Below are 17,664 nucleotides of genomic sequence, written 5' to 3'. Positions count from 1 at the left end.
CATCCCGCCTGCAACCTTTGTAGGACGTGCTTAATGTTCAAGGCGCTGCGTTTTTCCGGCTGGCCGCTGTTGGCCGGCGTGCTTGTCGCTTTATTGATTATCCAGCGCTACCCGGAATGGGTCGGGCTGCCAAGCCTCGACGTCAACCTGCAACAAGCGCCCCAAGCCAAGGCGCCGCAGCAGGGGCCGGTGTCCTATGCCGACGCGGTCACCCTGGCGGCGCCGGCGGTCGTGAACCTGTACACCACCAAAGTCATCAACAAGCCCAACCACCCGCTGTTTGAAGACCCGCAATTCCGGCGTTTTTTCGGCGACAACTCGCCCAAGCAGAAGCGCATGGAGTCGAGCCTGGGCTCGGGTGTGATCATGAGCCCGGAAGGTTATATCCTGACCAACAACCACGTCACCAGCGGTGCCGACCAGATCGTGGTAGCACTCAAGGACGGCCGTGAAACCCTGGCCCGGGTGATCGGCAGCGATCCGGAAACCGACCTCGCGGTACTGAAGATCGATCTGAAGAACCTCCCCGCGATCACCATTGGCCGTTCCGACAGCATCCGAATCGGCGACGTGACCCTGGCAATCGGCAACCCGTTCGGCGTTGGCCAGACCGTGACCATGGGCATCATCAGCGCCACCGGCCGAAACCAACTGGGCCTGAACAACTACGAAGATTTCATCCAGACAGACGCTGCCATCAACCCTGGCAACTCCGGTGGCGCCCTGGTGGATGCCAACGGCAATCTCACCGGGATCAACACGGCGATCTTTTCCAAATCCGGTGGCAGCCAGGGCATCGGTTTTGCCATTCCGGTGAAGCTGGCCATGGAGGTAATGAAGTCCATCATCGAACACGGCCAGGTGATTCGTGGCTGGCTGGGCATCGAGGTCCAACCGCTGACCCAGGAACTGGCGGAGTCGTTCGGCTTGTCCGGGCGACCCGGCATCGTGGTGGCGGGCATCTTCCGCGACGGTCCGGCGCAGAAGGCAGGCCTGCAATTGGGTGATGTCATCCTGAGCATCGACGGCGAACCGGCCGGCGATGGCCGGCGCTCGATGAACCAGGTAGCGCGGATCAAACCCACCGACAAGGTCACGATTCAGGTCATGCGCAACGGCAAGGAACTCAAGCTCACGGCTGAGATTGGCCTGCGCCCGCCACCCGCGCCGGTGGTGCTTAAAGAAGAACAGTAAGCACGCCACTTTGGCGAGATTACTTGGCGAGGGGATTTATCCCCTCGCCACATCTTCTCGATATCCAGCGACCACAACCACACCTGAAATTACAGATAGCATAAATTCTCATTAGTAGTGTTATATTGTTTCAATGCTAAAAATTGGAACAACATAACATGTCATCTCTGAAACGGATTTCCATTGCCAGCCTCACCCTGGGGTTGCTCGGCGATCCGGCTTTTGCCGAAGAAATCCAGCCCCTGGAACTGGACGCCATCAATGTGCATCTGGCCAGCCATTACAAGCAGGGTGAACTCTGGGGATTCGCTTCCGAAGCGCGCCCGTTGAATGCCGACGGCCACACGGTGAACCGTCGTTACCGTGAGCGAGACAACAATTGGCACGACAGCATTACTCAACTTGAAGTACGGGGGATGGTCGACCTCGGGGCCTGAACCTGAACAACATTTTCGACGAAAAATACTACGAACGCTCCTACAGCAATTACTGGGTCACGCCCGGTGATCCACGCAACTTCACTGTCAGCCTCACCCCCAATCTATAAGGAAGTCAGCATGAAATACCCCAAGACCTTCACCCTGCTCGCCCTGCTCCTGGCCACCCAGGCTTCGGCCCATGGCCTGTGGACAGAACAGCGACGCGGCAACATCGAAGTGATCTACGGTCACGGCGCCGAGGACAACGCCTTCAAGGCGAAGAAAATCAGTGGCGCCTGGGCCTACGACCTGGGCGGCAACATGATCCCCGTCACCGTGGAGCGTCTGCCGGACCACGCTCGCCTGCAACCCCTCAAGCCGCCGGCCGTGCTGGCCGTCGCCCTGGACAACGGCATGTGGTCACAGACCGCCGACAAGAAGTGGATCAACGAAGGCCGCAGCAAGGTACCCGGGGCGATCGAATCGACCCAGACCTTCAAGTACAGCCTGGCGATCTATGAGCCGGGAGCGAAGCTGCCGAAACTGGATCAGATCAAGTTCGTCATCGTACCGGAAGTCGACCCACTGACCGTCGGCCCCGGCCAGCCTTTGCCGGTGCGAGTGCTGATCGATGGCAAACCTGCCGCTGGCGTGAAACTGGTGGGCGACTATCGCAGCGCGCCAGGTACTGTCACCACGCAAACCGACGCCGAGGGACGGGCCAAGGTACCGGTACGTAATGAAGGGTTGAATGTCATTGCCGCGCAGATGGAAATCCCGCTCAAGGACAATAAGGATGTCGCGACGCGCGGGGTGTTTACGTCGCTGACGTTCCTTGGCGAGCCGCATCACGAGTAAGCGCTGAAATTGTGGGAGCTGATCTGGCCACTATCGCGAGCAAGCTCGCTCCCACAAAGGATTTCAGTGTCGCTGATCGTTAGGACGCCCTGAAATCAATGTGGGAGCGAGCTTGCCCGCGATGGCGTTGGGTCAGTCATCCAGGCGTTAACTGACACACAGCCTTCGCGAGCAAGCCCGCTCCCACAGGATCCATGCAGCGCTTTAGAGCTCGCCTAGGCCGTCGATCAGCGCCTGGTTCTGCTCCGGCGTACCGATGCTGATCCGCAGGAACTGCGCGATGCGCTCCTGCTTGAAGTGCCGCACGATCACGCCCTGCTCACGCAGTTTCGCCGCCAACCCCGCTGCGTCGTACCGGGGGTGACGAGCGAAAATGAAGTTGGCCGCCGATGGCAGCACTTCAAAGCCCCTGGCCTCCAGTTTGGCCACCACCCACTCGCGGTGCTCGATCACCAACCGGCAGGTTCGGTCGAAATACTCGCGATCGTCGAACGCCGCCGCGCCACCGACATTTGCCAGACGATCCAACGGATAGGAGTTGAAGCTGTTCTTGATCCGCTCCAACGCTTCGATCAGATCCGGATGCCCCACCGCCAGGCCCACTCGCAATCCCGCCAACGAGCGAGACTTGGACAGCGTCTGCGTGACCAGCAGGTTCGGATACCGATCCACCAGGCTGATGGCCGTTTCGCCACCAAAGTCGATGTAAGCCTCGTCGACGACCACCACCGAATCCGGGCTGCCCTTGAGGATCTGCTCGACCGCGTCAAGCGCCAGCAGGCAGCCGGTCGGCGCGTTCGGGTTGGGGAAGATGATCCCGCCGTTCGGCTTGGCGTAATCCGTCGGGTCGATCCGGAACTGTTCATCCAGCGGCACCGCGTCGAACTCGATGCCGTACAGCCCGCAATAGACCGGGTAGAAGCTGTAGCTGATGTCCGGGAACAACACCGGTTGGTTGTGCTGAAGCAGACCGTGGAAGATGTGCGCCAGCACCTCATCCGAACCGTTGCCCAGGAACACTTGGTTGGTTTGCACACCGTAATACCGGGCGACGGCGCTTTTCAGCAAATCGCTATTGGGGTCCGGATACAGGCGCAGGTTGTCATTGAGTTCGGTCTGCATCGCCGCGAGGGCCTTGGGCGATGGGCCATAGGGATTCTCGTTGGTGTTGAGCTTGACCAGGCGGGTCAGCTTCGGCTGTTCGCCTGGCACATACGGCACCAGGTCCTTGACGAACGGGCTCCAGAATCTACTCATTTCAGTTCCCCTTCCGTTCGTCTTTGATGCGGTATTCGGCGCTGCGGGCGTGGGCGCTCAGCGATTCGCCACGGGCCAGCACCGACGCGGTCTTGCCCAGTTCGGACGCGCCCTGCTCCGAGCAGAAAATGATCGAGGAGCGTTTCTGGAAGTCATAAACCCCCAGCGGCGACGAGAAGCGCGCGGTGCCGGAGGTCGGCAGTACATGGTTCGGTCCGGCGCAATAGTCGCCCAGCGCCTCGGAGGTGTGACGGCCCATGAAGATCGCGCCGGCATGGCGGATCTTCGGCAACCAAGCCTGGGGATCGGCAACCGACAGTTCCAAGTGCTCCGGCGCGATGCGGTTGGCGACTTCGATGGCCTGCTCCATGTCATCGACCTTGATCAGGGCACCACGGCCATTGATGGAGGTGTTGATGATCTCGGCGCGGTCCATGGTCGGCAGCAACTTGTCGATGCTGGCGGCCACTTTGTCGAGAAATTCGGCGTCCGGGCTGACCAGGATGGCCTGGGCATCTTCATCATGCTCGGCCTGGGAAAACAGGTCCATGGCGATCCAGTCCGGATCGGTCTGACCGTCGCACACCACGAGGATTTCCGAAGGGCCAGCAATCATGTCGATGCCGACCTGACCAAACACGTGGCGCTTGGCAGTGGCGACATAGATGTTGCCCGGACCGACTACCTTGTCGACCCGCGGCACGCTTTGCGTGCCATAGGCCAACGCGGCCACGGCCTGGGCACCGCCAATGGTGAACACCCGGTCCACGCCGGCAATGCAGGCGGCAGCCAGCACCAGTTCGTTGATTTCGCCGCGCGGGGTCGGGACAACCATGACCACTTCAGTCACGCCGGCGACCTTGGCCGGGATCGCGTTCATCAGCACCGAGGACGGATAGGACGCTTTGCCACCCGGCACGTACAAGCCGGCGCGGTCCAGCGGCGTGACCTTCTGGCCCAGCACCGTGCCGTCGGCCTCGGTGTAGCTCCACGAATCCTGTTTCTGCCGCTCGTGATAACTGCGTACCCGGGACGCGGCTTTTTCCAAGGCTTCGCGCTGGGCCACGGTGATTCGGGTCAAGGCCAGTTCCAGACGCTCGCGCGGCAGGATCAGGTCGGCCATCGACGCCACGTGCAGGCCGTCGAACTTCTGTGTGAATTCCACCAAGGCATCGTCGCCACGCTCGCGCACGGCCTTGATGATGTCCAGCACCCGCTGGTTGACCGAGTCGTCGGACACACTCTCCCAGCTCAGCAGATGATCCAGATGATGTGCGAAATCCGGGTCGGCAGCATTGAGTCGGCGAATCGAGGTGGGAGCGGTCATAGCGAGGGCCTCATTAATGGCAAATGCTCAGGCGCCCTAAGCTACCAGTCCATTCGCGGGGGCACCTGAGAAAATTGGCTATGACGCGGATAGACGGGCGCGACTCAAGGTCGCGCAGGTGAATCAGCCGCGGTGTCGCGATTCCACTGCCTTGCGCAGGGTATCGATCAAAGCCTGGATACGGGCGTGCTGCATTTTCATCGAAGCCTTGTTGACGATCAGCCGGGAGGTGATGTCGGCGATGAAATCCTGGGGTTCCAGGCCGTTGGCGCGCAGGGTGTTGCCCGTGTCGACCACGTCGATGATCTTGTCCGCCAGGCCGATCAACGGCGCCAGCTCCATCGAGCCGTAGAGCTTGATGATGTCGACCTGGCGGCCTTGTTCGGCGTAGTAGCGCTTGGCAACGTTGACGAACTTGGTCGCGACCCGCAGGCGCCCTTTGGGCTCGGGCGCGCCGACCTTGCCAGCGGTCATCAGCTTGCAGCGAGCGATGCGCAGGTCCAGCGGCTCGTACAAACCCTGGCCGCCGTATTCCATCAGTACGTCCTTGCCGGCAACGCCCAGGTCGGCGGCGCCATGCTCCACGTACGTCGGCACATCGGTGGCGCGCACGATCAACAAGCGCACGTCGGCCTGGGTCGTGGGGATGATCAGCTTGCGGCTCTTGTCCGGATTCTCGGTCGGCACAATGCCCGCTTCAGCCAGAAGCGGCAGGGTGTCGTCAAGGATGCGGCCCTTGGACAGTGCGATGGTCAACATGGGAAACGTCAGTCCTAATCAAGGTACTCATGCCCGGTCGCAAGCGGCGCCGGACATACATCGAGGGCGCAACCACCCTCGATTTGAAACGAAATCCTGGCACATCCTTGTGCCATGCAGCCGGAACTAGCCCGGCACGCGGCGGATCTTGGCGCCGAGCATCTGCAGTTTTTCTTCGATGCACTCGTAGCCGCGGTCGATGTGGTAGATGCGGTCGATCAAGGTATCGCCCTCGGCGATCAGGGCCGAGATCACCAGGCTGGCCGAGGCCCGCAGGTCGGTTGCCATGACCGGCGCGCCCTTGAGTTTCTCGGCGCCGGTGACGATGGCGGTGTTGCCTTCGACCTGGATCTTGGCGCCCATGCGGTGCAGCTCATAGACGTGCATGAAGCGGTTTTCGAAGATCGTCTCGATCACCGCGCCCGTGCCTTCGGCAATGGCGTTGAGGGAGATGAACTGCGCCTGCATGTCGGTCGGGAACGCTGGGTAGGGAGCGGTCCGCACGTTGACGGCTTTCGGCCGCTTGCCGTGCATGTTCACTTCGATCCAGTCTTCGCCGCAGGTGACTTCGGCGCCAGCTTCCTTGAGTTTTTCCAGCACAGCTTCAAGGATGGTCGGATCGGTGTCCTTGACCTTGACGCGGCCACCGGTGACGGCGGCGGCAACCAGGTAGGTGCCCGTTTCAATACGGTCCGGCATCACTTTGTAAGTGGCCGAGTGCAGGCGCTCGACGCCATCGATGGTGATGGTGTCGGTGCCAGCGCCGCTGATCTTGGCGCCCATGGCGATCAGGAAGTTCGCCAGGTCCACCACCTCGGGCTCGCGAGCGGCGTTTTGCAGCACGCTGCGGCCCTTGGCCAATGCGGCGGCCATCATGATGTTCTCGGTCCCGGTCACGCTGACGGTATCGAAGAAGAAATGCGCGCCACGCAGGCCGCCTTCAGGGGCCTTGGCCTTGATGTAGCCGCCCTCGACATCGATCACCGCGCCCATGGCCTCCAGGCCACGGATGTGCAGGTCCACTGGACGCGAACCGATGGCGCAACCGCCAGGGAGCGCCACTTCGGCTTCACCGAAACGGGCGACCATCGGGCCGAGCACCAGGATCGAGGCACGCATGGTCTTGACCAGTTCGTACGGCGCGACCAGGGTCTTGATGGTACGTGGGTCGATTTCGACGGCGAGTTTCTCGTCGATCACAGGTTCGATGCCCATGCGACCGAACAGCTCGATCATCGTGGTGATGTCGTGCAGGTGCGGCAGGTTGGCCACGGTCACAGGGCCATCGCACAGCAGCGTCGCGGCCAGGATCGGCAGCGCGGAGTTCTTTGCTCCGGAAATACGGATTTCGCCATCGAGGCGAACGCCGCCGGTAATAATCAATTTATCCATAAGAATCTCGACGCCCTTGGGCTCAGGTGCGCTCGGCCCAGGCCGCGCGGCTGAAAAATTTCATAGTGACCGCGTGGATGCTGCCATCGGCGATCCATGGGTTCAAATGGGCATAGATGCTCTGCTGACGCTTCACCGGGCTCAACGCCGCCAGTTCATCGCTGATCACGTTCAGCTGGAAATTGCAGCCTTCGCCTTCAACTTCCACCTGCGTACCAGGCAGCTTTCCTTCAAGGAAGCTCTTCACTTCTACAGCCTGCATGCTCAACCTCAATCGGCGCCCTGTGCGCACGGGTCGCACATCATACAAAAAAGCCCCGCGCCTGCGAACCCCGCGAAGCAGGACTCTGACGGGGGGCTTTTACGAAGTTGTGAATCAGGGGTGCTCCAACAGCTCGGTCAATTCGCTGACCTGGGCTATTTCGCGCATGTCCTCAGGCATCCCACGGATGCTCCACGTCTTGCCGGCGGCCTTGGCGTCGCGCATGAAGCACAGCAGGAGGGACAGGCCGACGCTGCTGGACTTTTCCACCGCCGAGCAGTCAATGACCAACTCGGCGGCCTTGGCGGATTGGATCAACGCCTGGCCCTGCTTGCGCAAACCCGGGCCGGTGCGGTAATCCAGCACGCCACTGAGCAGCAACTCGCCAGACTCGCCCAGGCGAACGGCCGACTCACTCACCGACGCATTCATTGTTGCTGCTTCTCTTGGGCATCTTCGGCAACTTCCTTCGCCTTGGCGACTTCACCCGCCCAACCGTCGATGGTCTTGTTCAGGTCGTTGCCGTTGCGCTGCATCGCATCGGCGAATTGATCGCGGAACAACTTGCCGATGTTGATGCCGTTGATGATCACGTTGCGTACTTTCCACTCGCCGCTGATTTTCTCGAGCGTGTAGGACACCGGATATACGGCGCCGTTATTGCCCTTGACCGTCATGCCGACGCTGGTGCGATCACCTGACTCATCCTTGGCCGGATCGACCGTGATGCCCTGGTTGTTGTACTCGAGCAAGGCGTTGCCATAGAACTGGAACAGGCTGCGCTTGAAGTTTTCCTGAAAGCGGGTCATCTGCTCGGGCGTAGCCTTGCGCGAGTATTTGACGGTCATGATGCTCTTGGAAATGCCATCGGCATCCACGACCGGCCCGACGATACGGTTCAGGGATTCATAGAACGCACCCGGGTCCTGCTTGTACTTTTCCTTATTGGCAGAGAGATCCGCCAGAAGTTGATCCGTGGTGGTCTTGATGATGTCGTGCGCCGAAGGCGCCGCCACGGCATTGCCCATCAGCGGCAGGGCCGCCAGCAAGACCAGCAGGCTGCGTCGCAGGATAGAGATCATTCAATAGCTCCTCATTTGGCGTCTTTGTTCACGGTATTGAGCAGGAATTTACCGATCAGGTCCTCGAGCACCAGGGACGACTGTGTATCGTGGATGGTCCCACCGTCCTTGAGCAAGGCATCTTCCCCACCCACGCTGATACCGATGTATTTCTCGCCCAACAGCCCAGCCGTGAGAATCGATGCAGTGGAGTCAGTCGGCAGGTTATCCACCCGCTTTTCCAGTTGCAGCGTTACCCGACCGGTGAAACTGTCGCGGTCCAGATCGATTGCCGTGACCTTGCCGATGGTGACACCGGCCATGGTTACCTTGGCTCTGACCGTCAAACCGGCGATATTGTCAAAATAAGCATAAAGTTTATAAGTATCGGTGCTCGCGGTCGGCGCCAGTCCACTGACTCGCAGGGCCAGCAGCAGCAAAGCCAGGATGCCAGCCAGCAAGAAAAGGCCGACACCGATTTCCAGGGTGCGGTTTTGCATCAGAAATCTCCAAACATCAAGGCGGTCAGAATAAAGTCAAGGCCCAGGACGGCCAACGAGGCATAGACCACGGTCTTGGTTGTGGCACGGCTGATCCCCTCTGACGTGGGCTCACAGTCATAACCTTGGAACACGGCGATCCAGGTGACCACGAAAGCGAATACGGCACTCTTGATCACACCGTTGAGCACATCGTCGAGAAAGTCGACGCTGTTCTGCATGTTGGACCAGTAGGAACCTTCATAGACCCCCAGCCAATCGACGGCCACCCAGGAGCCTCCCCAGATCCCCACGACACTGAAGATCATCGCCAGCACCGGCAGCGAGATGAAGCCGGCCCACAGGCGCGGGGCAATGATGTACTTGAGCGGATCGACACCAATCATTTCCAGGCTGGACAACTGCTCGGTGGACTTCATGTTGCCGATTTCAGCGGTCAACGCCGACCCGGCACGCCCAGCGAACAGCAGCGCCGTCACCACGGGCCCGAGCTCGCGCAACAAGGTCAGCGCGACCATTTGCCCGACCGCTTGCTCCGATCCATAGCTGGACAGGATGCTGAAGCCCTGGAGAGCCAGTACCATGCCAATGAAGATGCCCGAGACGACGATGATCACCAGGGACATCACCCCCACCGAATGCAATTGCTTGACCAGCAGGCCAAAACCGCCTCCGGTCGAATTGCGTCCGAGCAGTGCGTGCATCAGGAACAGCGTGGAACGCCCCAGCACGGCCAGCACGTCGATGCCGGAACGGCCGAACAGGCGAATTCTTTCTATTAATGATTTCTTGCGCATCAGCGCTTCCCCAGCAGATCGGTACGGTAATCCGTGGCCGGAAAATGAAACGCCACCGGACCGTCCGGGTCACCTTTCATGAATTGGCGAATGCGTGGGTTGTCCGAATCCTTCAATTCCTTGGGCGTACCCTGCCCCAGCACCTGGCCATCGCCAACGACATAGATGTAGTCGGCGATGCTCGCGGTTTCGGCCAGGTCGTGGGACACCACGATGCTGGTGATGCCCAGGGCGTCATTGAGCAGGCGGATCAACCGCACGAGCACGCCCATGGCAATGGGGTCCTGGCCAACAAAGGGCTCGTCGTACATGAGGATTTTTGGATCGAGGGCGATGGCCCGCGCCAACGCCACGCGACGCTTCATGCCACCGGACAGTTCATCCGGCATCAAATCCAGGGCCCCGCGCAGCCCGACGGCCTGCAGCTTGAGCAAAACGATGTCGCGGATCATTTCGTCCGGCAGTTCGGTATGGACCCGCAGGGGAAACGCCACGTTCTCGAACACATCGAGGTCGGTAAACAGCGCGCCGCTCTGGAACAGCACCCCCATATGCTTGCGCGCATCGAACAAATCGCTGCGCGACAACTTTGGAAGGTTCTGGCCATTGACCCAGACTTCGCCGGCGCTAGGGCGCAGTTGTGCCCCCATCAGCCGCAGCAGCGTGGTCTTTCCGCACCCGGAAGGCCCCATGATGCCGGTCACCTTGCCGCGCGGGATGCGAATATCGATGTCATTGAAAATGCTGCGCGTCCCTCGCTTGAAGGACAGTCCCTTCAGCTCGACCGCGTAGGCGTTGTCGGCACTCATCTAAACTCCTTGCGATGCAGCCTCATATCCGAATGCCCAGGCCAGCCGACAAATGCCGGTACCGCCGGGCACACGAACCGGCGGCGAACTATATCACTGCAAGCGTCAGGCGCCCAAGGCCAACCCCCCGCCCGTTAAGCCTGGCTTAAGGTAAAACACCACATTTTATGTCCAGCCTTGCAACCGTTCGAACAAAGCGTGACGAACTAACGTGAGGGAATCGTTCATTACCGCTATAATCGCCGCCTTTTCATCGGGCTATACGATCTGACATGAGCCAATCCAGCGACCTGATTCAATCGGCACAACGTACCATCCGCCTCGAGCTCGAAGCCGTACAAGGCTTACTGGCCCACATCGACGCTGATTTCGTACGTGCCTGCGAGATGATTCTGGCCAGCAAGGGCCGCGTGGTCGTGGTCGGCATGGGTAAGTCCGGCCACATCGGCAACAAGATCGCCGCCACGCTGGCGAGCACGGGCACGACGGCATTTTTTGTCCACCCGGCCGAAGCCAGCCACGGCGACATGGGCATGATTACCCGGGACGATGTCATCCTGGCCCTGTCCAACTCCGGCTCGACCAATGAAATCCTCACGTTGCTGCCGCTGATCAAGCGCCTGGGCATCCAGATGATCAGCATCACCGGCAACCCGGACTCCCCGTTGGCCAAGGCCGCCGAGGTGAACCTCAATGTCCATGTCGAGCACGAAGCCTGCCCGCTGAACCTGGCCCCGACCTCCTCCACCACCGCGGCACTGGTCATGGGCGATGCCCTGGCCGTGGCCCTGCTGGAAGCCCGGGGCTTCACGGCGGAGGATTTCGCCTTTTCCCATCCCGGTGGCGCGCTGGGCCGTCGCCTGTTGCTGAAAGTCGAAAACGTGATGCACGCCGGAGAAGAGCTGCCGCAGGTGCAACGCGGCACGCTGCTCAAAGATGCGCTGATGGAAATGACCCGCAAGGGCCTGGGCATGACCGTGATCCTCGAAGCCGACGGCAAGCTCGCCGGGATTTTCACAGACGGCGACCTGCGCCGCACCCTCGACCGCGCGATCGACATTCGCAACGCAACCATCGACGAAGTCATGACGCTGCACGGCAAGACCGCCCGCGCCGACATGCTTGCCGCCGAAGCCCTTAAAATCATGGAAGACCACAGGATAAACGCACTGGTGGTAGTGGATGACGAAGACCGCCCGATCGGCGCCTTCAACCTGTCCGACCTGCTGCGTGCTGGAGTAATGTAATGACGACCGACCTGCTGCAACGGGGCAAGACCATCAAGCTCGCCGTATTCGACGTCGACGGTGTACTCACCGACGGCCGCCTTTATTTCCTCGAAGACGGCAGCGAATTCAAGACCTTCAACACACTCGACGGCCAAGGCATCAAGATGCTGATGGCCTCGGGCGTGCAAACGGCCATTATCAGCGGCCGCAAGACCCCGGTGGTCGAACGGCGGGCGAAGAACCTGGGCATCCCCCACCTTTACCAGGGCCGCGAAGACAAACTGGTGGTTCTGGACGAGCTCCTTGGCCAACTCAATCTAAGCTATGAACAGGTCGCCTACCTGGGCGACGATCTGCCGGACCTGCCGGTCATCCGTCGGGTCGGCCTGGGCATGGCAGTGGCCAACGCAGCGGCGTTCGTGCGCGAGCACGCCCATGGCGTCACCACGGCAAGGGGCGGCGAAGGTGCAGCCCGTGAATTCTGTGAACTGATCCTGCGTGCCCAGGGCCACCTCGAAGCGGCCAACGCCGCATACTTGTGAGCCATTTATGCTAAGCAAGAAGATTCGCACCATTCTGGTGTTCAGCTGCATCGCCGCGATTTTCGCTGCGGTGGGCTATTGGAACATCAGCCCGGAACGCTTCCTTGACCAACCCGCGGCCAAGGTCGAGGAAAATGACATCGACTGGTATGCGACCAATACGCATACCCTGAAATACCTGCCGGACGGAAAGGTGCAGTACGAAATGACGGCCGACAAGGTCGATCATGTAAAGGCCAGCGACGTCACGCTGGTGACCAAACCGGACCTGAACATGTTCCGGGGTACCGAATTTCCATGGCACGTGCAGAGCGAACGGGCCGAGGTCAATCCCGGCGGCACCGAAGTCGAACTGATCGACTCGGTGCGCATCGCACGGACCGATGAAAAGAACCGTACGACCATCATCACCAGCAGTCGCATGACGGTCTTCCCGCAGCGAGAATATGCGCAGACCGAGCAACCCGTTAGAATCGACGGCGCTGGCGGCGTGTCGACCGGCGTGGGAATGAAGGCGTATTTGAAGGAAAGCAGGATACACCTGCTATCGAAAGTAAGAGGACAGTATGAAGCTCGCTAAAACCCTCCCTATTTTGCTCAGTCTGGGCGCTGCACTGGGAAGCGCGAGCGCCTGGGCCCTTCCCAACGACCGCGACCAGCCTATCCGCATCCAGGCCGACGACGCGCAACTGGACGACAAGAACGGTGTCGCCACCTATAAGGGTGACGTGATCATTACCCAGGGCTCGATGAAGGTGACCGGCAATACCGTCACCATCACCCGCACCCAGTCCGGCGATATCGACGTAGTGACATCCGTGGGCAACCTGGCGTACTTCGAACAGTTGCAGACCGCAGGCGACACCAAGCCTGTGCAGGGTTACGGGGTCACCATCCAGTATCACGCCGCCCAGGACCGCGTTGTATTGATCGACCGCGCCAAGGTCGTCGACAAGGACAACAACGTGACCCAAGGCGAGAAGATCGTCTACGACACGGTCAAGAAGCTGGCCAGCGCCGGCCGTGCCACTGGCAGCAAGGTGACCGAACAGCGTCCGCGGATCGACATGGTGATCCAGCCGAAAAAGAAAACCGACGAGCAGAAGGCGCAGTAATGGCAACTCTGAAAGCCCAGCACCTGGCCAAGAGCTACAAGAGCCGCCAGGTTGTGCGCGATGTCAGCCTGTCCATCGACAGCGGCCAGATCGTTGGCTTGCTCGGCCCCAACGGCGCGGGCAAGACAACCTGTTTCTACATGATCGTCGGGCTGGTTCAGGCCGACCAGGGCCGCGTACTGATCGACGACCTGGATGTCAGCCACCAGCCGATGCACGGCCGGGCGAAGGCCGGTATCGGTTATCTGCCGCAAGAAGCGTCGATCTTCCGCAAACTGTCGGTGGCCGACAACATCATGGCCATCCTCGAGACCCGCAAGGAGCTCGACAAGGCCGGCCGCCGTCAGGAATTGGAGAGCCTGCTGCAGGAATTCCATATCAGCCACATTCGCGACAACCTGGGCATGAGCCTGTCCGGCGGCGAACGTCGTCGCGTGGAAATTGCCCGCGCCCTGGCTACCGCGCCGAAATTCATTCTGCTCGACGAACCCTTCGCCGGCGTAGACCCGATTTCGGTGGGCGACATCAAGCAGATCATCCATCATCTCAAGGCCAAGGGGATCGGCGTGCTGATCACCGACCACAACGTGCGCGAGACACTGGACATCTGCGAGACCGCCTATATCGTCAACGACGGCCAGTTGATCGCCGAGGGCGACTCGGCCACCATCCTGGCCAACGAGCTGGTCAAGGAAGTGTATCTGGGCCACGAGTTCCGCCTTTAAGCCACGAAGCCTCAGGCGAAGGCCTGGGTGGCGCCGAATGTCCGATGACGACCCGTGGGGCACTCTCAATTAATTGAAGACGCCCCCTAGGCAAACACTTCAGTTTCAGGCATATAATTTGCTTAAGTTTGGCGCTCCGGCGCCCTGTAGTGGATGGCGCATGTGCGCCGGCAAATAAGGTGTTAAGCCCCTGCCATGAAACCATCGCTAGTCTTGAGAATGGGCCAGCAGCTGACGATGACACCGCAGCTGCAACAGGCCATCCGCCTGCTCCAATTGTCGACCCTGGACCTGCAACAGGAAATCCAAGAGGCCCTGGAATCCAATCCGATGCTCGAACGCCAGGAAGAGGGCGACGACTTCGACAACACCGATCCACTGGCCGACAATGTCGAGCAGAAAACCACCCCGGAAATCCAGGAACCAACCTACCAACAGGAAGCCGCCCCCACGGTGGACAACCTTGAGGATGGCGAATGGAACGAGCGCATTCCCAACGACCTGCCCGTGGACACGGCTTGGGAAGACGTCTATCAGACCAGCGCCAGCAGCCTGCCGAGCGGCGATGACGACGAATGGGATTTCACTACCCGCACGTCCGCCGGCGAGAGCTTGCAGAGTCATCTGCTCTGGCAATTGAACCTGGCGCCGATGTCCGATACCGATCGCCTGATCGCCGTGACCCTGATCGATTGCATCAACAACCAGGGTTACCTGGACGAGACGCTGGAAGAAATCCTCGAAGCCTTCGACCCCGAGCTCGACATCGAGCTGGACGAGATCGAAGCCGTCTTGCATCGCATCCAGCAGTTCGAACCCGCCGGCATCGGTGCTCGCAACCTGGGCGAATGCCTGTTGCTGCAGCTGCGCCAATTGCCCGCCAAAACCCCGTGGCTGGCCGAAGCCAAGCGCCTGGTGACCGATTACATCGACCTTTTGGGCGGACGCGACTACAGCCAACTGATGCGTCGCATGAAGCTCAAGGAAGATGAACTGCGCCAGGTCATCGAGCTGGTGCAAAGCCTCAACCCGCGTCCTGGCTCACAGATCGAATCCACCGAGCCCGAATACGTCGTCCCCGACGTAATCGTGCGCAAGCACAACGATCGCTGGCTGGTGGAGCTCAACCAGGAGTCGATGCCCAAGCTGCGCGTCAACGCCCAGTACGCAGGTTTCGTCAAACGCGCCGATACCAGCGCCGACAACACCTTCATGCGCAACCAGTTGCAGGAAGCGCGCTGGTTCATCAAGAGCCTGCAGAGCCGCAACGAAACCCTGATGAAAGTCGCCACCCAGATCGTCGAGCATCAGCGCGGCTTCCTGGAATATGGCGACGAAGCGATGAAGCCGTTGGTCCTGCATGACATTGCCGAGGCGGTGGGCATGCACGAATCGACGATTTCACGGGTGACCACCCAGAAATTCATGCATACCCCTCGGGGCATCTATGAATTGAAATACTTTTTCTCCAGCCACGTCAGCACCTCCGAAGGCGGCGAATGCTCGTCCACGGCCATCCGCGCGATCATCAAAAAACTGGTCGCGGCGGAAAATCAGAAAAAGCCGTTGAGTGACAGCAAGATCGCTGGTTTACTGGAGGCACAAGGCATTCAGGTGGCCCGCCGTACCGTCGCCAAATACCGCGAATCCCTGGGGATCGCACCTTCGAGCGAACGCAAGCGGTTGATGTAACAGGCCACGCCACAGCGTTCCAGTGGCAGGCACCCAGCCTGCCGCTTTATGCACTGGCAACGAAGGAGAAGCTGTATGCAAGTCAACATCAGTGGACACCAACTGGAAGTGACCGAACCCCTGCGCACCTACATCGGCGAAAAACTCGACCGATTGGAGAGGCATTTCGACAAGATCACCAACGTGCAAGTCATTCTGAACGTCGAAAAGCTGAAGCAGAAGATCGAAGCCACACTGCATATTCCCGGCGGAGAAGTGGTTGCCAATGCGGAGCATGATGACATGTATGCCGCGATTGACCTGCTGACCGACAAGCTGGATCGCCAACTCAAAAAGCATAAGGAAAAGACCCAGAGCCTCCTCCAGGGCGCAACCGGTCGTTAACCCCCCCAATCCATGATCCGACTAGAAACCATCCTGACCCCCGGCCGTTCCCAGGTGAACGCGCCGGGTGGCAGTAAGAAGAAAGCCCTCGAACAAATTGCCAACCTGATCCACCGCGAAGTGCCGGATCTGGAAATGCAGGACGTCTTCGAGGCCCTTATCGCCCGTGAAAAACTAGGCTCCACCGGTTTTGGCAACGGCATCGCCATTCCACATTGCCGCCTCAAAGGCTGTACGTCGCCCATCAGCGCGCTACTGCACCTTGAAGCACCCATAGATTTCGACGCCATCGACGGCGCCCCGGTCGACCTGCTGTTCGTATTGCTGGTTCCGGAAGCGGCGACCGATGCGCACCTTGAGCTGCTGCGCCAGATCGCCAGCATGCTGGACCGCAAGGAAGTGCGCGAAAGACTGCGCAGCGCAACGAGTAACGACGCTTTGTATCAGGTTGTCCTGGACGAGCAGAACGGTCATTAAACATGCGCATGATCATCGTCAGTGGCCGCTCCGGCTCCGGTAAAAGTACCGCCCTCAATGTGCTCGAGGACAGCGGCTACTACTGCATCGACAACTTGCCGGCAGGCCTGCTTCCGGAGTTGGCCGAGCGCGCCCTGATCCACACCGAACTGGCGCAACCGCTGGTCGCCGTGTCGGTCGATGCCCGTAACCTGCCCAGCCACTTGTCGCGCTTCCCCGAACTGCTCGAGGAAGTGCGCAGCCGCCATATCCAATGCGATGTGCTCTACCTGGATGCCGACGAAGAAACCTTGCTCAAGCGTTTCTCCGAAACTCGCCGGCGCCATCCACTGAGCAATGCGAGCCGCTCCCTGGCCGAAGCGATCCATGACGAAAGCCAACTGCTCGGGCCCATCGCGGACCTGGCGGACCTCAAGCTCAACACCACGAACCTGAACCTGTATCAACTGCGCGACACCCTCAAGTTGCGCCTGCTGAACCAGCCAGAACCGGGTACGGCCTTTCTCGTCGAATCGTTCGGTTTCAAACGCGGAATGCCGGTAGATGCCGACCTGGTGTTCGATGTCCGCTGTTTACCCAACCCTTATTGGAAACCGGAACTGCGCGAGCAGTCCGGGCTGGACCAACCGGTAATCGACTACTTGGCCGCCCAGCCGGATGTCGAAGAGATGTACCAGGACATTTCCAGCTACCTGCTCAAATGGCTGCCCCGCTTTGCCGCTAGCAACCGCGCCTACGTCACGATCGCCATTGGCTGTACGGGTGGCCATCACCGCTCCGTCTACCTGACCGAACGCCTGGGTCAGCTCCTGCAACAATCCCTGAAGAACGTCCAGGTTCGCCACCGCGACCTCAGCTAAAGGAT

General features: G+C 60.2%; 22 protein-coding genes. 12 read left to right on the top strand and 10 right to left on the bottom strand.

Annotation, left to right across the window (positions count from 1 at the left end; translation table 11 throughout):
* Positions 1-33: 33 nt before the first annotated feature.
* The 3 genes from algW (at position 34) to J3P90_RS04210 (ending at position 2,471) form a co-directional block, all read left to right on the top strand.
* Positions 34-1,194, top strand: coding sequence for a Do family serine endopeptidase AlgW (gene algW, locus J3P90_RS04220; protein WP_420765507.1), 1,161 nt, complete (start codon positions 34-36; stop codon positions 1,192-1,194).
* A gap of 158 nt (positions 1,195-1,352) precedes the next feature.
* Positions 1,353-1,631: a hypothetical protein gene (locus tag J3P90_RS04215; protein ID WP_434611704.1), complete on the top strand. Its 279-nt coding sequence runs from the start codon at positions 1,353-1,355 to the stop codon at positions 1,629-1,631.
* Positions 1,632-1,751: 120 nt separating this feature from the next.
* Complete coding sequence (locus J3P90_RS04210; RefSeq protein ID WP_434607748.1) at positions 1,752-2,471, top strand: DUF4198 domain-containing protein; 720 nt, start codon at positions 1,752-1,754, stop codon at positions 2,469-2,471.
* 204 nt (positions 2,472-2,675) lie between these two features.
* Here J3P90_RS04210 and hisC read toward each other — a convergent pair whose 3' ends face one another.
* The 10 genes from hisC to J3P90_RS04160 form a co-directional block, all read right to left on the bottom strand.
* The gene (gene hisC / locus J3P90_RS04205) at positions 2,676-3,728 is read right to left on the bottom strand and encodes a histidinol-phosphate transaminase (protein WP_420765509.1); all 1,053 of its coding nucleotides are present in this window, start codon (positions 3,726-3,728) and stop codon (positions 2,676-2,678) included.
* A gap of 1 nt (position 3,729) precedes the next feature.
* Positions 3,730-5,055, bottom strand: a complete 1,326-nt coding sequence (hisD, locus tag J3P90_RS04200) for a histidinol dehydrogenase (protein WP_434607752.1) — start codon at positions 5,053-5,055, stop codon at positions 3,730-3,732.
* 123 nt (positions 5,056-5,178) lie between these two features.
* A complete protein-coding gene (hisG, locus tag J3P90_RS04195) occupies positions 5,179-5,814 on the bottom strand; it encodes an ATP phosphoribosyltransferase (protein WP_047699553.1) in 636 nt (211 codons plus the stop codon).
* Positions 5,815-5,940: 126 nt separating this feature from the next.
* Positions 5,941-7,206, bottom strand: coding sequence for a UDP-N-acetylglucosamine 1-carboxyvinyltransferase (murA, locus tag J3P90_RS04190; RefSeq protein WP_144922830.1), 1,266 nt, complete (start codon positions 7,204-7,206; stop codon positions 5,941-5,943).
* 22 nt (positions 7,207-7,228) lie between these two features.
* Complete coding sequence (locus tag J3P90_RS04185) at positions 7,229-7,468, bottom strand: BolA family protein (protein WP_003221710.1); 240 nt, start codon at positions 7,466-7,468, stop codon at positions 7,229-7,231.
* A 114-nt stretch (positions 7,469-7,582) separates the two neighbouring features.
* Positions 7,583-7,888, bottom strand: coding sequence for an STAS domain-containing protein (locus J3P90_RS04180; RefSeq protein ID WP_434560631.1), 306 nt, complete (start codon positions 7,886-7,888; stop codon positions 7,583-7,585).
* An 8-nt stretch (positions 7,889-7,896) separates the two neighbouring features.
* Complete coding sequence (locus J3P90_RS04175) at positions 7,897-8,550, bottom strand: MlaC/ttg2D family ABC transporter substrate-binding protein (RefSeq protein ID WP_420765511.1); 654 nt, start codon at positions 8,548-8,550, stop codon at positions 7,897-7,899.
* A gap of 11 nt (positions 8,551-8,561) precedes the next feature.
* A complete protein-coding gene (mlaD, locus tag J3P90_RS04170; RefSeq protein WP_420765512.1) occupies positions 8,562-9,029 on the bottom strand; it encodes an outer membrane lipid asymmetry maintenance protein MlaD in 468 nt (155 codons plus the stop codon).
* Positions 9,029-9,826: a lipid asymmetry maintenance ABC transporter permease subunit MlaE gene (mlaE, locus tag J3P90_RS04165; RefSeq protein WP_420765513.1), complete on the bottom strand. Its 798-nt coding sequence runs from the start codon at positions 9,824-9,826 to the stop codon at positions 9,029-9,031. Before mlaE ends, mlaD begins: the two co-directional genes overlap by 1 nt.
* The gene (locus J3P90_RS04160) at positions 9,826-10,635 is read right to left on the bottom strand and encodes an ATP-binding cassette domain-containing protein (protein WP_420765514.1); all 810 of its coding nucleotides are present in this window, start codon (positions 10,633-10,635) and stop codon (positions 9,826-9,828) included. Before J3P90_RS04160 ends, mlaE begins: the two co-directional genes overlap by 1 nt.
* A 272-nt stretch (positions 10,636-10,907) precedes the next feature.
* On the opposite strand from J3P90_RS04160, the gene J3P90_RS04155 reads away from it, so the two are divergent.
* The 9 genes from J3P90_RS04155 to rapZ all read left to right on the top strand — a co-directional run bounded on the left by J3P90_RS04155 (position 10,908) and on the right by rapZ (position 17,659).
* Positions 10,908-11,882, top strand: coding sequence for a KpsF/GutQ family sugar-phosphate isomerase (locus tag J3P90_RS04155; RefSeq protein WP_420765515.1), 975 nt, complete (start codon positions 10,908-10,910; stop codon positions 11,880-11,882).
* On the top strand, positions 11,882-12,406 hold the full coding sequence (locus J3P90_RS04150) for a KdsC family phosphatase (RefSeq protein ID WP_039592232.1): 525 nt from the start codon (positions 11,882-11,884) through the stop codon (positions 12,404-12,406). The genes J3P90_RS04155 and J3P90_RS04150 overlap by 1 nt, the downstream gene beginning before the upstream one ends.
* 7 nt (positions 12,407-12,413) lie before the next feature.
* Positions 12,414-12,986, top strand: a complete 573-nt coding sequence (lptC, locus tag J3P90_RS04145; RefSeq protein WP_434675860.1) for an LPS export ABC transporter periplasmic protein LptC — start codon at positions 12,414-12,416, stop codon at positions 12,984-12,986.
* Positions 12,973-13,521 carry a lipopolysaccharide transport periplasmic protein LptA gene (gene lptA / locus J3P90_RS04140; RefSeq protein ID WP_420765517.1) on the top strand — a complete coding sequence of 183 codons (549 nt, stop codon included), beginning with the start codon at positions 12,973-12,975 and terminating at the stop codon, positions 13,519-13,521. Before lptC ends, lptA begins: the two co-directional genes overlap by 14 nt.
* On the top strand, positions 13,521-14,246 hold the full coding sequence (gene lptB / locus J3P90_RS04135; protein ID WP_047228667.1) for an LPS export ABC transporter ATP-binding protein: 726 nt from the start codon (positions 13,521-13,523) through the stop codon (positions 14,244-14,246). The genes lptA and lptB overlap by 1 nt, the downstream gene beginning before the upstream one ends.
* 195 nt (positions 14,247-14,441) lie before the next feature.
* Positions 14,442-15,938 carry an RNA polymerase factor sigma-54 gene (locus J3P90_RS04130; RefSeq protein WP_434560635.1) on the top strand — a complete coding sequence of 499 codons (1,497 nt, stop codon included), beginning with the start codon at positions 14,442-14,444 and terminating at the stop codon, positions 15,936-15,938.
* A 75-nt stretch (positions 15,939-16,013) separates the two neighbouring features.
* Complete coding sequence (gene hpf / locus J3P90_RS04125) at positions 16,014-16,322, top strand: ribosome hibernation-promoting factor, HPF/YfiA family (protein WP_090281780.1); 309 nt, start codon at positions 16,014-16,016, stop codon at positions 16,320-16,322.
* Between the two features lie 12 nt (positions 16,323-16,334).
* Positions 16,335-16,799 (top strand): PTS IIA-like nitrogen regulatory protein PtsN, encoded by a 465-nt coding sequence (ptsN, locus tag J3P90_RS04120; RefSeq protein WP_420765519.1) that lies wholly within the window; start codon positions 16,335-16,337, stop codon positions 16,797-16,799.
* Positions 16,800-16,801: 2 nt separating this feature from the next.
* Entirely contained in the window at positions 16,802-17,659 is an 858-nt protein-coding gene (gene rapZ, locus J3P90_RS04115; protein WP_420765520.1) for an RNase adapter RapZ, read from the top strand.
* The last annotated feature ends 5 nt before the right edge of the window (positions 17,660-17,664 follow it).

Origin of the sequence: Pseudomonas sp. D3-10, from assembly GCF_051132175.1 — a bacterium.
Classification (GTDB): domain Bacteria; phylum Pseudomonadota; class Gammaproteobacteria; order Pseudomonadales; family Pseudomonadaceae; genus Aquipseudomonas.
The sequence above is the reverse complement of the archived record's forward strand: the minus strand, read 5'-3'. Positions and strand labels throughout refer to the sequence as shown.

Bases quoted from the DNA above. Each gene is read 5' to 3' on its own strand.
- algW (WP_420765507.1), top strand. From the start codon at position 34: ATGTTCAAGGCGCTGCGTTTTTCCGGCTGGCCGCTGTTGGCCGGCGTG.
- J3P90_RS04215 (WP_434611704.1), top strand. From the start codon at position 1,353: ATGTCATCTCTGAAACGGATTTCCATTGCCAGCCTCACCCTGGGGTTG.
- J3P90_RS04210 (WP_434607748.1), top strand. From the start codon at position 1,752: ATGAAATACCCCAAGACCTTCACCCTGCTCGCCCTGCTCCTGGCCACC.
- hisC (WP_420765509.1), bottom strand. From the start codon at position 3,728: ATGAGTAGATTCTGGAGCCCGTTCGTCAAGGACCTGGTGCCGTATGTG.
- hisD (WP_434607752.1), bottom strand. From the start codon at position 5,055: ATGACCGCTCCCACCTCGATTCGCCGACTCAATGCTGCCGACCCGGAT.
- hisG (WP_047699553.1), bottom strand. From the start codon at position 5,814: ATGTTGACCATCGCACTGTCCAAGGGCCGCATCCTTGACGACACCCTG.
- murA (WP_144922830.1), bottom strand. From the start codon at position 7,206: ATGGATAAATTGATTATTACCGGCGGCGTTCGCCTCGATGGCGAAATC.
- J3P90_RS04185 (WP_003221710.1), bottom strand. From the start codon at position 7,468: ATGCAGGCTGTAGAAGTGAAGAGCTTCCTTGAAGGAAAGCTGCCTGGT.
- J3P90_RS04175 (WP_420765511.1), bottom strand. From the start codon at position 8,550: ATGATCTCTATCCTGCGACGCAGCCTGCTGGTCTTGCTGGCGGCCCTG.
- mlaD (WP_420765512.1), bottom strand. From the start codon at position 9,029: ATGCAAAACCGCACCCTGGAAATCGGTGTCGGCCTTTTCTTGCTGGCT.
- mlaE (WP_420765513.1), bottom strand. From the start codon at position 9,826: ATGCGCAAGAAATCATTAATAGAAAGAATTCGCCTGTTCGGCCGTTCC.
- J3P90_RS04160 (WP_420765514.1), bottom strand. From the start codon at position 10,635: ATGAGTGCCGACAACGCCTACGCGGTCGAGCTGAAGGGACTGTCCTTC.
- J3P90_RS04155 (WP_420765515.1), top strand. From the start codon at position 10,908: ATGAGCCAATCCAGCGACCTGATTCAATCGGCACAACGTACCATCCGC.
- J3P90_RS04150 (WP_039592232.1), top strand. From the start codon at position 11,882: ATGACGACCGACCTGCTGCAACGGGGCAAGACCATCAAGCTCGCCGTA.
- lptC (WP_434675860.1), top strand. From the start codon at position 12,414: ATGCTAAGCAAGAAGATTCGCACCATTCTGGTGTTCAGCTGCATCGCC.
- lptA (WP_420765517.1), top strand. From the start codon at position 12,973: ATGAAGCTCGCTAAAACCCTCCCTATTTTGCTCAGTCTGGGCGCTGCA.
- lptB (WP_047228667.1), top strand. From the start codon at position 13,521: ATGGCAACTCTGAAAGCCCAGCACCTGGCCAAGAGCTACAAGAGCCGC.
- J3P90_RS04130 (WP_434560635.1), top strand. From the start codon at position 14,442: ATGAAACCATCGCTAGTCTTGAGAATGGGCCAGCAGCTGACGATGACA.
- hpf (WP_090281780.1), top strand. From the start codon at position 16,014: ATGCAAGTCAACATCAGTGGACACCAACTGGAAGTGACCGAACCCCTG.
- ptsN (WP_420765519.1), top strand. From the start codon at position 16,335: ATGATCCGACTAGAAACCATCCTGACCCCCGGCCGTTCCCAGGTGAAC.
- rapZ (WP_420765520.1), top strand. From the start codon at position 16,802: ATGCGCATGATCATCGTCAGTGGCCGCTCCGGCTCCGGTAAAAGTACC.